19 protein-coding genes are annotated in these 12,415 nt (G+C 41.6%); 4 read left to right on the top strand and 15 right to left on the bottom strand.

Annotated elements, in window-relative coordinates:
- The first annotated feature begins 12 nt into the window (after positions 1-12).
- Positions 13-207: a 4Fe-4S binding protein gene (locus BME93_02040; protein ID ATZ60937.2), complete on the top strand. Its 195-nt coding sequence runs from the start codon at positions 13-15 to the stop codon at positions 205-207.
- On the opposite strand, the gene fetB is transcribed toward BME93_02040, so the two are convergent.
- From fetB to artA, 15 genes are all read right to left on the bottom strand, one after another.
- Positions 199-927, bottom strand: coding sequence for an iron export ABC transporter permease subunit FetB (gene fetB / locus BME93_02035; protein ID ATZ60936.2), 729 nt, complete (start codon positions 925-927; stop codon positions 199-201). The two genes, BME93_02040 and fetB, sit on opposite strands and share 9 nt — an antisense overlap.
- Before the next feature lie 144 nt (positions 928-1,071).
- Positions 1,072-1,491, bottom strand: a complete 420-nt coding sequence (locus BME93_02030; GenBank protein ID ATZ60935.2) for a hypothetical protein — start codon at positions 1,489-1,491, stop codon at positions 1,072-1,074.
- Positions 1,492-1,544: 53 nt separating this feature from the next.
- Complete coding sequence (locus BME93_02025) at positions 1,545-1,901, bottom strand: hypothetical protein (protein ATZ60934.2); 357 nt, start codon at positions 1,899-1,901, stop codon at positions 1,545-1,547.
- 13 nt (positions 1,902-1,914) lie between these two features.
- Positions 1,915-2,304 (bottom strand): hypothetical protein, encoded by a 390-nt coding sequence (locus BME93_02020; protein ID ATZ60933.2) that lies wholly within the window; start codon positions 2,302-2,304, stop codon positions 1,915-1,917.
- Positions 2,301-2,717 carry a hypothetical protein gene (locus BME93_02015; GenBank protein ATZ60932.2) on the bottom strand — a complete coding sequence of 139 codons (417 nt, stop codon included), beginning with the start codon at positions 2,715-2,717 and terminating at the stop codon, positions 2,301-2,303. The genes BME93_02020 and BME93_02015 overlap by 4 nt, the downstream gene beginning before the upstream one ends.
- 266 nt (positions 2,718-2,983) lie before the next feature.
- Positions 2,984-4,420 carry a dihydropteroate synthase-like protein gene (locus BME93_02010; GenBank protein ATZ60931.2) on the bottom strand — a complete coding sequence of 479 codons (1,437 nt, stop codon included), beginning with the start codon at positions 4,418-4,420 and terminating at the stop codon, positions 2,984-2,986.
- Positions 4,421-4,431: 11 nt separating this feature from the next.
- Positions 4,432-5,115: a dihydromethanopterin reductase (acceptor) gene (locus tag BME93_02005; GenBank protein ID ATZ60930.2), complete on the bottom strand. Its 684-nt coding sequence runs from the start codon at positions 5,113-5,115 to the stop codon at positions 4,432-4,434.
- Positions 5,116-5,231: 116 nt separating this feature from the next.
- Positions 5,232-5,972, bottom strand: coding sequence for a class I SAM-dependent methyltransferase (locus tag BME93_02000; GenBank protein ATZ60929.2), 741 nt, complete (start codon positions 5,970-5,972; stop codon positions 5,232-5,234).
- 108 nt (positions 5,973-6,080) lie between these two features.
- Positions 6,081-7,226, bottom strand: a complete 1,146-nt coding sequence (locus BME93_01995; protein ATZ60928.2) for a NotI family restriction endonuclease — start codon at positions 7,224-7,226, stop codon at positions 6,081-6,083.
- Positions 7,227-7,284: 58 nt separating this feature from the next.
- Positions 7,285-7,623 carry a hypothetical protein gene (locus BME93_01990; protein ATZ60927.2) on the bottom strand — a complete coding sequence of 113 codons (339 nt, stop codon included), beginning with the start codon at positions 7,621-7,623 and terminating at the stop codon, positions 7,285-7,287.
- 115 nt (positions 7,624-7,738) lie between these two features.
- Positions 7,739-8,347, bottom strand: a complete 609-nt coding sequence (locus tag BME93_01985; protein ID ATZ60926.2) for a DNA methyltransferase — start codon at positions 8,345-8,347, stop codon at positions 7,739-7,741.
- 110 nt (positions 8,348-8,457) lie between these two features.
- Positions 8,458-8,793: a dihydroneopterin aldolase family protein gene (locus BME93_01980; GenBank protein ATZ60925.2), complete on the bottom strand. Its 336-nt coding sequence runs from the start codon at positions 8,791-8,793 to the stop codon at positions 8,458-8,460.
- Positions 8,780-9,460 carry a CDP-diacylglycerol--serine O-phosphatidyltransferase gene (pssA, locus tag BME93_01975; protein ATZ60924.2) on the bottom strand — a complete coding sequence of 227 codons (681 nt, stop codon included), beginning with the start codon at positions 9,458-9,460 and terminating at the stop codon, positions 8,780-8,782. The genes BME93_01980 and pssA overlap by 14 nt, the downstream gene beginning before the upstream one ends.
- Positions 9,457-10,038: a phosphatidylserine decarboxylase gene (locus BME93_01970; GenBank protein ID ATZ60923.2), complete on the bottom strand. Its 582-nt coding sequence runs from the start codon at positions 10,036-10,038 to the stop codon at positions 9,457-9,459. The genes pssA and BME93_01970 overlap by 4 nt, the downstream gene beginning before the upstream one ends.
- On the bottom strand, positions 10,038-10,838 hold the full coding sequence (gene artA, locus BME93_01965; GenBank protein ATZ60922.2) for an archaeosortase A: 801 nt from the start codon (positions 10,836-10,838) through the stop codon (positions 10,038-10,040). The genes BME93_01970 and artA overlap by 1 nt, the downstream gene beginning before the upstream one ends.
- 64 nt (positions 10,839-10,902) lie before the next feature.
- Between artA and BME93_01960 the strand changes: the two genes are divergently transcribed.
- From BME93_01960 to BME93_01950, 3 genes are all read left to right on the top strand, one after another.
- Positions 10,903-11,307, top strand: coding sequence for an NUDIX hydrolase (locus BME93_01960; GenBank protein ATZ60921.2), 405 nt, complete (start codon positions 10,903-10,905; stop codon positions 11,305-11,307).
- Positions 11,291-11,599, top strand: a complete 309-nt coding sequence (locus BME93_01955; GenBank protein ATZ60920.2) for a transcription factor S — start codon at positions 11,291-11,293, stop codon at positions 11,597-11,599. Before BME93_01960 ends, BME93_01955 begins: the two co-directional genes overlap by 17 nt.
- Before the next feature lie 70 nt (positions 11,600-11,669).
- Positions 11,670-12,410: a DNA polymerase sliding clamp gene (locus tag BME93_01950; GenBank protein ATZ60919.2), complete on the top strand. Its 741-nt coding sequence runs from the start codon at positions 11,670-11,672 to the stop codon at positions 12,408-12,410.
- The last annotated feature ends 5 nt before the right edge of the window (positions 12,411-12,415 follow it).

Raw genomic sequence — 12,415 nt, 5'->3', positions numbered from 1 at the left:
TGTTGAGATTACATGCCTTTTGTAGCAAAGTTAGCAGAGGACCTATGCACAGGGTGCAAACAATGCATCTTTGCCTGTCCTGAGCCCAACATCATACGGTTCAATGGAAATACGAAAAAAGTGGAGTTTTATATTGATAAATGCAAGGGATGCGGGCTATGCGCCGAGGCATGCAAATTCGATGCTTTGGAAATCACGTTAGCGTGATGATGGTAGGAGCGCTCTGCAACTGGCATAGCTAACGACCATCGATGTTATCATCGCTGCAGCTATCAGCATGTACATTATAATTATCTGAAGCTTTACTGCATCGATTGGAGCTGCACCGCCAAGTATCATGCCAGCCATTCCACCCGGAAGGTAGACGAGTCCAACGGTTTTTGTCGTATCGATGGATGAAATCATTGCGACTCTAATGCTATTTTTCAAATAACTCCTTGAGGCTTGTTTGTTTGACGCTCCTAATGATATGGCGCCTTCTATTATGCTCCAGTTTGATCTTATCTCATTATGAAGGCGATCCATGCTTAGTGAGGCGACTGTCATTGAATTGCCTATTACCATTCCTGCTATTGGAATGACATATCTGGGGCTTAAATATATGATATCAAATACGAGCATGATGCCGAGAATTATGGATGTGCTGAGGGATATGGCAAGAAGCGCGTATGCCATTGAATTGGGAACATATGCCACTCTTATCCCCGACGTATATCCTGCTATCGCCACCATGACTCCGATCATTATGATGACCATGCGCATGTCATCAATCTCGAATATCAAATGGATTGCCAGCCCTACGGCCATCAGTTGAAAGAATGCCCGTATAGTCGCGATCAATATATCCCGCTCAAGATCGAGTTTTTCAAAATAGGACAATAGTATAGCGAGCAGTATGAGTAATAGAGAACAAAACACTTCAATCATATTATTATCTTACCCTCTTTATTGGTTATGTTCTGCCTCTTTATATTTTTGCATAGACGGTAGTGTAGAAAATAACGGCGGTTGTTAACCGAAGGATTCTACAGAACCACATTGTTGCCCCTCCAGAAACTTATAGCATCAATGCTAAATCACTACAATAGTATATTTATAAAAGTTGCTTTCGTATTTGAAAAAATGAGCAGGAAAGTCCATCTTTTCATATTCTTCAAAAGATATATAAGCCCAACCATGTTTCCTTCCTTCTGCTTCCATTTCATCCAAAATCGAACGGAATAATGGATAAACCACCATTTCTTCATCTAAAACAAAATAAGGTTCATGATTTTCTAATTTCTGGATAGTTAGCCACATCCCTATTTCCGGCACTGGAGGGGGAGATAGATAGAGGGCAACAGTGAACAGTGCTATGGCTGTTACAACTATCGCTATTTTTTTACTTTTTTTCATATTCTTGCTCTTACAAACAAAATACAACATTATCAAAAGACTAACTCCTCCAAAAGTAAGTAAATAAATAAAGGGCATGATATCACCATATGGCATATTCACTGACCTCCTTATTCCTCTGAGTTTTTCTTCTTATTTTCTCTTTCATATTATCTCTTCAACCGCTGTCTCAAAAGTCCAGCTAAGATAGGGCATATCATACCAAGAACGTATAGCCATATTGCGGAAAAACGATCGTCCGTGAAAATCGTCGCAGGTAAAAGTCCAATAAGAACACCCAGGAATATGGTACCTATACCAATTACAACGAGGGCAAGATTAAACAAATCATCGATAAATGTTAGCTCTGTTTTTATGTAATTAATACGCAACATCCATCCAACAAAAAGTCCATTAGCGATAGCTATCACATCCCACCTGCCAAAATAAAAACCTAGGAGAGATAATGACACGGTAGCCATTATCACTCCGATGATTTCATGTTCGATATTTTTCGTGGTTTTCATGTTCGTTCACACATCACTTCAACCGCTGTCTCAAAAGTCCAGCTAAGATAGGGCACATGATATAGCCGAGATATAGGAGTATCATGGGTTTTGCTTCGGGGTGAGGGGGATATGCAGATATGATAACCTCTTGAACCATAAAAAATAGGAGGATAATGATGTCCCAGATTGTCCAAAAGACAATACTAATTAACATCTCAATTGGCCCAAAGAGCTCTGTTTTCATGTAACTGATACGCACCATAAGTCCAATGAGAAATCCAGTATAAGCCAAACCCCACAAACAGCCTAAGAACAATGCACCAGTGGTGTGTAGTATGGTAAGTATTATTGTTACACTAAGCCACAAATTAAGCCAATCTTTTGATGTGACATCTTTAAAATATTTTTGTATAAGTTTCATATTTGATCTCCAAGAGGTCCATCAGCAGTCCATCTTTTGCAGAGTGGCGATGCACATATACCTATAGTATATTGAATGAGTTCTTTTGCGACCTGCTTACCCAAGAATATGGCTAGTGCGATTATAAGCAATTTTGGACTGTTTTTTTGACCAATTATCAGTACAACTTTATTATCGCACACTTCCACCGTAATCGGTGTTTCTTGTGTCTCATCAAAGACCACTCCCAGCTCAACACCAGATGTTTTCAATGCATCCAAGAGTTTAGCGATATCCTTTGCGTAGTTTTCTGCATCCTCAGGATATCCCTCTGCTATCGCCTCATTGTAATCCGCCACATATCCCTTAAGATCGTATATCAACCCCTCAATCTCGTATTTCTTCTCATCGTTCTTCTGTGCGGCCACCGGCATCGCCAGCGTCCCCAGCATCAGTATTGTCGCAAGTATCGCGAATATTTTTTGTGTTCATGGTCAATTCACCAATAACATCACAAACTTCGTGACATAAATAGTTTATCTACATAATATATATACATATATGTATATCCTATATATTCAATGAGGGGAGGATGATGTTAGTTGATTAAGTTTGATGAATCATGACACTATCTTGGCGCGTGACCATGCCGACCAGTCCATCTTGAGAATTTCAAGAAATCCTTAAGTTAGCTTCCAGATTAAAACTCATCATCCTGCATATAACTCCGCCCAAACTTCAGCGCAAGCTCTGCTTTCATCAGCTCCCTTCCCAGATATGCAGCATGCTCTGGTGTAGGTGCCAACCCCAGCCCCTGAATCGTGTCGAAAATTGCCTTTGCACTCGTGCCAGTTATACACCCCTCGTCATGCTTGGCGATGATTTTTCCATCCTCAAGCGCAATTCTGAAGCACCCCTCGGAGCCTTGAACCACTTCTGTGCTGGGTTTAGCTTCAATTGGATTTTCGACTTCTATTTTATCTTTCCTGCGCCTCTTCTCCTTGATAATCAAGAGGTCCAAGCCCAAATCCTTGGGGGCTGTGCCCCTCCTCTCAGCAAGGAACATCATCTGTGCGGCGGTCTTTAGTTCAGAAATGCTCCCTTTGGCTTTGTCACTGTACTCTGGTGTGAATAATATGCTGGCGCCAAGTTCCATGGCTATGCCTGCCAGGGTTGCGTTGACGCCGATGGAGTCTGCATCTATCAATTCGGTGACGTTACCTGCACCAAAAAAGAGCGGCATATCGCTGAATTGCCGAAATTCACGATACAGCATCAAAGAGTTAACCAGCCCATGCCCAATTGGATTGAGAATCAGGTCTGCAATGACCTTTTTGATTCCGATATCTTGTGCCTGTTCTATGTTCTCCTGGAGGTGCTTCAAATCACCGTCCCCTATTATCACAGCCGCCAGACCATGCTCTACGATAGCATTGCCAACCAATTCGATGTTATCGCTGTTCAAACTCAACACCATATCGATTCCCGCTTCGATACCCGCCATGATCAAATCCGGTTCGAGCGTATCAATGCTTGTCGGAACGTTCAGAGAGGATATCGCCTTTACAGCGCGCTTCACTTCAGCAGGAGTCGCATCTATGGGCACTCCGAGGTCGATGATGTCCGCACCATTGAGAATATATTCATTGCCAATCTCCTGAAGTACGTCGGAGTCCAAGCGCGTAGCATCCACTATTTCCCCCATCACCTTCATAATGGAGTCGCCGCCTATCTTCAGATTCTTTATCTCAAAAGAGCAGTCCGCCTTTTTCTCCAGCCCATGAATTATATCCATTGCTTCACTATGTTTTTTATTGGATAGCAATTGACAGGCGGGCATCGTATGGGAGAGGTCGATGGAATCGATGTATGGCAGCACAATATCCAGATCACATGCATGTTTCGGTCCAAGTCTGATTTTAACTCCGAGCTTCGTTTCAAGAGCTGAAAAATCACCAGAGGCGAGACCTGGGACCAGTACCAGGTCATACGAATCGAGGTTTGAGACAGAACGCAATAATTTCGGCGTGATGAATGCCCCTATATCCACATCCAGCGCCAAAATCTCGGCTCCACTGCCAACCGCTTTTTTTACCGAATCATATGCTTTACGTCCGGTTACAACCAAAACTCGCATTTGAATCGACCTCAAAACAGGCTTAGAATCTCGTTTGGATTTTTCAGAACGGCAATGCCATCCATGGACCGCATGGTCTCTACGTTCTGCGCATCGATATCGCGCACCCTGCACTTGACGAAACCCCCTCTAATGGCGCTGTGGGGACAACAATCCACGCACAGCCCACATCCATCGCACTTGAGGAGGTCTATCTGGTCGGTGATGGCGTTCTTTGGGCATCTCTCTTTGGGCGGACAATCATCGCACTTTTCACACGCATCCCTGTCTATGAAATATGGCATCTCAGACATGAGCGTGCCAGAGATGTCCACCGGTACGATATAGACAGGTGTCCCACCTTTAACGGTCTGCGTAACTGCATTGGTAATTAACGAGTCGGAGATGCCATGCACGACCTTTGCGACGGTGTTCGATGTCGCAGGCGAGATGATTAGCGCATCATATTTTCCCAGCAGAAAGCGCCCGGCCTTTGGAAAACTCTTGCCAGAACGGCTTTCTAAAAAGATTTCTCGCAGGTATTCCCCATTGGATATTTCGCTCATTTTATCGAACAGGCCGTACATGCGCAGCACCTCCTCTCCTGCACCAGATACGAACGTCGTGATTTGATGTTCCTGTGCAAGCGTCCAGAAAATCTCATAGCTCTCTCTCAGAAAGTGTCCTGCGCCGGTGATACCCCATGCGATATTCATTTCATTACCTCGCGGTTCTTCTAACGTTAGATTGGCAATTCAACTTATCATATACTTATCGTCTTATTGCGTCTTTCTATCAAAAAGAGTATTGATGTGAGGCGTTTAATATGTTGTTAAGTGAAATTGCCCCTATGCCCACAGATTTTAATGCAATCCTTTAACAATTTTTTCCCAATAATTGTTAGTAGTTTTGGTAAATGTAATTTGCCAGCGAATTCAAATAAATTTTTTAGTAAAAGTACATATCTATTTTTAATACGGTCTTTTAAAGTGTTTTGTTTTACTTTTTGAGCAAAAGTAATAGAATCAACAAATTTAACATTTTTGAAATGTTTAGATTTATAAACACAGTCAGCTACAACTTTCTTCGGACCTCCCCAATAAGTAGTGTCATGAAAAGCTATTATCCCACCATTTAACACTTTGGGAAACCATAAATCAAAATCTAATTTAACAAAATTATATTCATGAGCGCCATCAATAAAACCAAATTCAACTGGTTTGTCAAAATTATTTGCGGCTTCTTCAGAAGTTTTAACAAGTGGGAGAATTATATCACCTACTTTTGCATTTTTAATATTCTTCTTAAATTCTTCAAACGTATCAACCTTGCCAAACATTTTTTGTTGTTCAGAGGAGCCCGTGTGTGGATCGATGGCAAAAATTTTAATTTTGTCTCCTTCTTTGGAGCCATTACCAAGACAGATAGTAGATTTTCCTTTCCAAGAACCAATTTCAACAATTACTCCTTTTCCTTTGCAGCTTTTTGCAAGATTGTATAACGTTTTTCCTTCTTCATCAGTAAGCCAACCTTCAGCTTTATCTGCAATTTTTTTTGTTTCTTCAATGTTCATAATCTCATGTTGTTTCTCAAGTTTATAAATTGTTCTATCTTAGAGGGCGGGTGTAGCGAAGTCTTTTATGCTGTGTTATACGCATGTGCCGTGCCGTATTTAAATGATTCATATCTTTATCCCCAGATTTAATCGTAATTTCTGATGTAATACTTTCATGAAGTCATCTATTTTGGGCAAATCTGCTCCTCGAAATGCTTTCATTAGGTCCTCTATTGTCGAAGACTTGATATCCTCTACTGTAAGTTGATATTTATCAGGATTGGGATGATAGTCAATATCATAGATGAAAAATAAATTCGCATCACTTTTGTTAAGTTTCATGCCTTGTAGTCCGAATCTGCCTACCATATTTTTATAAACATATTTTTGAACCGCCCAGATAATCTTTTTATTCCAGACTTCGAAAACTTGCCCTTTGTTTAGCATCTGGATAAATGACAGTTTAATTGTATTGTAAGTATTCATGCCAAAGGCATAGGAATTTTTTGTTATATCCTTATCCTGCATAAAATCTTCTATCTCATCACTAATTGGCTTATGTTTCACCAGAACAAAATCAAAAGTGCCTATTCTTTTAAGTTTTACTTCTGAAAATAATAAAACATTATCTGTATCCCCAAAAACATGATTTGCGGCATTAATAAAAATGGTCTTATCTTGTAAAAGTCTCTTTGGGCAAATAGCTATAGGACTATTGTTTGGCCACCAAGTAGAACAAATTCCCATAGGATAGGTCAATAAGCGACTCTGTTTGGAGCATCTATCTTTATTGCTAAATGGGCATAGATGCCTTTTTCTTACTTGTTTTGCCTCTTTTGATTTATTTTGGACAGGATAGCCAAATATTTCTGCTGGTAGTGGTATATCATGCGTTGTGCTCCTTCTCGTTCTAAATAACTCAATATGCGCATCGGAATAGCCTATATCTTTAGCCATCTCGACAAAGATTTCACCCACAGGGATAATAATATTCTTATATGTTTGATCTCCTACAACCTGCAAATTATAGCTGCCCTTTTTCATAACTTTATAAAATTCCTCCAGGCAGATATACATTCCTCCGAAATATTCTCTTACCATTCTTGGATAATCAAATCCCCAATTTTTATCTGATAACGCTTCTCCTATTTGTTTTGCTACTTCCTGAACTGCTTTGAACTTCTTTACGTATTCATTCCAGTTATCTTCCTTATAAATTAACTTTGTACTTCCTTTTATCATTGTCTTTTTTAGCTTTTGGACATCATCCATATTCTTTACAAAATCTAAGAGATACAACTCCAATCGAGTCTGTCTTGTATATTCAAGATCATTCGGATAAGGTGGGGGATGTTATGATAAAATCAATAGAATTTGGCTCGATAAAAGAGCTCGATTCTGTTGCAGATTTATTAAATACTTTGGTTTTACCATATGCATCAAACTTTTGGACGAGTTTCAAATCATCATAAACTTGAATTATCTTTTTACAGAAGACATCAAAAAATGATTCTTTTTGTCTATGAGGATAAAATGTTGTTCCAGGACACAAAGCGACATATGAAGCATCGAAAGCCGCCTTTCCTAACATCACCATAAACAATTTATGTATTTTTTCATCCTCAATTTCATTTATTAAATCCTTCATTAAAGAAACTTCCTTTTGCATTCTCAGACTCATCCATTGATTCAATTCCCTTTTTGGCATCTTATTTAAGAACTCATTCTTAAAACTATAGTTTTCAAGATTCTGTGATAACTTAATAAATTTCTTATTTTTTTCTTTATAAGTGTCTTTTAGTGTCTATATCCCAAGTTGTTTTGACATCAGAAACAAGACACATTAAAGGATTAGCGTCTATACCGATTGCATTTAGCTGAAATAAATTGCTTGAAACCAAAGTAGTTCCACTTCCACAAAAAGGGTCTAAAACCAAATCTCCTTTTTTTAAACCATACTTTTTAATACTGTCCTCTAAAAGAGTATATGGGAAATCCTCCAAATAATCATACCAATGATGGACGACACCATCTCGGTTTAAATCGCTTATAGAATGGTACTCCTGAAAAAGTGGTAATTGCCAGGAAGTCTTTTTATCAATCTGATTAATCAAATCTTCATTATATTTAGTTTCTTGATTTTTAATCCTTTGTATCGTTTCTTCGAAAAAAGATTTTCTACTCTGTGGAACCTTAAAATTAAAATTGCCCCCATCTTCAATGAAGCCCTTTTCGATTAGTGAATGGATTGCGTTTAGTAAAATTTTACTATCTGTGGGATAACCAGTTAATTCCGATAGTTCATTAATATTGGGTTCTGCCTTATCAGATATCTTGAGGCATATATGTTCCAATATTTGGGACTGCAGGAACGGTAATTTTTTTGTGTTCATATTGATGCCCTTTTAAATGTTATATCTATCTTTGACCTATAATATTTTTGGCACGGCATTGCGTATAACTCCTTATATACGAAATTCGCTTTGTCGATCTTTTCCTTATCTCACTCTTCCACAAACATCATCGGGTAATCGCGCTCTTTGTCATATCTTATTCGCCCCACAACTCTTGCAGATTTATATTGCACCTCGACTCTAACATCGAGCATTTTACCCTCTAATTCGCAATATTCAAATTCGTTAAGATTTTTCCGCACCATTTCCGCATCTATCGACACCCGGACGTCTTGCACATATGGCTGGAGAGAGACGCTCTCTTCGATTGTGCGCTCCAGACCGCTTAACGTATCAGGATTTAGAGGCGCCCCTATGTATTGATGGTATAATGCGCCCAATTTGATGCCAACCTCCAGTAATGCCCTCTCCCTATCTGAAGACATGGTAAACCTCCTTTATTAATGGGCTGATGAGATACCCGCCGATTATTACGAGCAAGGGCCAGCTGAAGCAGGATACGACCCCTAACCCAATTATATAACCGAGGATGATGCCAATGATGACAACTATTCCAACTGGTATCAGAATTTTAAAGTTTCGGACCTTTGGGTAACCGATTCTGCTGACCATCAGCACCGATAAAATCATATATGCACCAACTAAAATCAGGGAATCGACGGCGACAAGGGCCAACAATGCAACGCAGACGCCTGCCGCAGTGATTGGCAGTCCCACAAATTCATCATCCCGAGACACGTTGAATCTCGCCAGCCGCAGGATTCCGCACATCAGGTACATCGCAGGCAGAATAAAAGCGATGGGAAAACTTCCAATCAAAAAGTAACCCATCACAGCAGGAGCCATGCCGAACGAGATCGAGTCCGCAAGTGAGTCAAGATTCAGACCGAATACACTGGGTTCGCCCCTTCTAGCGAGCGCACCATCCAGACCATCTGCCAGCGCAGCGACCAAAATCAATATTGCGGCATTGCTCAGCTCCCCAATCGCCACCATCAAGATAGCTGTAAATCCAAGTAGCGCATTTGCGATCGTCACCATGTCAGGTAGTCTGATCATATGCGCTATGTTCCCCAATCTACTCCCATTCATTTTGGTCTCCTCGCTATCATCGATTCCCCTGCCTTCACACGATCGCCAGGGCTCACGCTGACAACAAATTCATCGGGAATTGTCACATCGACCCGCGACCCAAATCGGATCATGCCAATTCTTTGCCCCCTCTCTACCATGTCCCCTTCGTTCACATAACAAACAATTCTTCTTGCAAGAATGCCTGCAATTTGAGTTACTTTCACGTCACCGTATTCAGTCTCTATCGTGATATTATTCTGCTCATTTCTATCGGAATCTTTATGAAATGCCGGGACACACCCCCCTTTTCGATATTCAATCCTCTTCACGACCCCTGATAGGGGTGCCCTGTTGACATGGACATCGTAAATATTCATAAATATGCCTACTTTTTTATCGGCATGCATCACCACTCCGTCTGCGGGGGAGACCATGCCATCTCCGCGAGGAGCGCGCTCAGGATCCCTGAAAAAGACCACGAAGAAGGCCGCCAAACATATGAAAGCAGCCGCAACCACATACGACTCAAATAATATGGCGACAACCCCCATCATCAGGGGTACCAGAATCCAATTGGCCGAACCTCTTGCTAACATTAACTAACGCCTCGAATGTCTCTGAACATTTGCACAACACCCGTGATTACGTCCGTCAGCTCTGGTAGGATGCGGATGACTGCGTATGCTATGAGGAACAGTGCGATGGTCGACCCAATTTTTGCGAGCACGTTGTGTGCTATGTGATAACTATCCATTCCAAACCAATGATATCCGATCGCCACCACGACGAACATGTTTCTGAATATGTTCAATGCATATATAACAGGCACCGAGACCACAAATGCCTTGAATTTGCGTCCAATGGATGCCCCAATTCCAAGGGTCACCCCGGCGAACAGCGCCATGCTCTCTATTCCCGTGCACGCAAGGACCATTTTCACAAGTGGGATATCTGGATAAATGCCAATAAAGTACCGCTGATATTGAACTGCAGGAACCCCTAGGAAGTTCAACCAGAAGACCGTATGACCGGCCACGGCTTCTATCAACAAGCTGTTCAATATCGGAATCTCGGAGAATAGGAAATAAAAGGTCCCGCCAATCACAGTGGCAAACGTTATCGTATGCAACACGTCCAGCTCCCTGTCCAACTTCCTGCCACTATATGCCTGAATGTTGAAAAATGCTATAAATATGCAAAAAATGGAGACGAGGAACGTCAACACAGCATTAAATACATCTCCTATGTCGAGGTAATGTTGCGGCTCCAGCGCCCAGTGTATGGCAAAAAACATCCATCCGAGAGCACCTATCAAGAACGAAAACTTTCTTTTGCGTACTATCGACGCGACGAGGAGTAATCCAAGGGATATCCATAATACATTTTGAATAATCATCTTTTATGATTATAGGATAATGGGCGATAAACATTTCTAATAAACCAACTAGTTACTATACTTGATGGCTGACAGAACACTTACAGTTGATGCGATAATACTGATGGATAATAATATCGTCTTAATCAAGCGAAAGAATCCGCCATTTGAGGGGTATTATGCACTCCCCGGGGGTTTTGTCGAGAGAGGTGAAACTGTGGAACAGGCGCTGATCAGGGAGATAAAGGAGGAGACTGGGTTGGATATTCGCATCGTAAAACTGGTGGGAGTGTATTCGGACCCAGATAGAGACCCACGTGGCCATGTCATCTCGCTGTGCTATCTTGTAAGGGCGTCAGGCACGATTGCTCCAGATTCAGATGCAGGAGATGTCGAGCTATTCGACGTTTCCAGATTGCCAGAACTGGCCTTTGACCATGAGCAAATGGTCAACGATGCTATGGAGGATATCAATGGAATTTTGTCCTGAGTGCGGCAGCATGATGTTGCCATTCGACAATGGTATGAAGTGTCGGAAGTGCGGTTACATCAAGGAGCGTGAAGGGACGAATCTAATCTTGAAAAAGAGAAGGATAGAGAGGGATTTATCCATCATAGAGGGTAGTGAAGACCTTGGACTGCCCACCATAAATATGCGTTGCCAGGAATGCGGCAACAACAGGGCATATTGGTGGCTTCGCCAATTGCGCTCTGCAGATGAGGGTGAAGTTCGATTTTTCAGGTGCACCAAATGCGGCAAAACTTGGAGAGAATACAATTAAGGATCGATCGTTCGGTCTGTTATCAAAATGATTATAAGATGTTAGATTATAATCGAAAAAGGGTGTAAAAATGTTTAGAGCTACGATCAATGCGGATATATTAAAGGACTCAATGGAAGCTATCTCTACGCTAGTAGATGAAGCGAGATTTAAACTCGATAAAGATGGAATCAGCACCAGAGCGGTCGATTCAGCGAACGTTGCGATGATAACTCTTGAGTTGGACGCAGATGCATTTGAGTCATATGAATGCACAGATGGCGAGATATGTCTGGATATGTTAAAACTCGTTGACATACTTGGCATGGCGGACAAATCGGACAAGATAGAGCTTGAATTGAATACGGAAACACATAAGCTGATGATCAGGATGGGCGGACTCGCGTATATGCTTTCGTTGCTTGACCCCTCTTCGATGCGGAAGGAGCCTAAAACACCAAATCTGGACCTTCCCGCAAAGGTGGTGTTAAACGGAAAAGATATGCGTTTGGCGGTTAAGGCAGCGGAAAAAGTGAGTGACCACATGGCGCTAGGCGTGGATGGGGACATCTTTTTTATGGAAGCTCGAGGCGATACCGATCAGGTTAGACTCCAGCGGACAAAGGACGAATTAATCGATTTGACCTCATCTGGTCCAGCCAGGTCATTGTTCTCACTTGATTTCCTGAGTGATATTGCCAAGGTGGTAAGCAAGGTGAACGAGGTGACGATTCACCTTGGCAAGGACTATCCGATTAAAATCGACTTTGAGATAGCTGATGGCAAGGGCAAGGTTGGATATCTACTTGCTCCGCGCATCGAATCGGATTGATATGG

The sequence above is a fragment of the Methanosarcinales archaeon Met12 genome, assembly GCA_002813105.2.
Classification (GTDB): domain Archaea; phylum Halobacteriota; class UBA148; order UBA148; family JAJOKI01; genus JAJOKI01.
The sequence above is the reverse complement of the archived record's forward strand: the minus strand, read 5'-3'. Positions and strand labels throughout refer to the sequence as shown.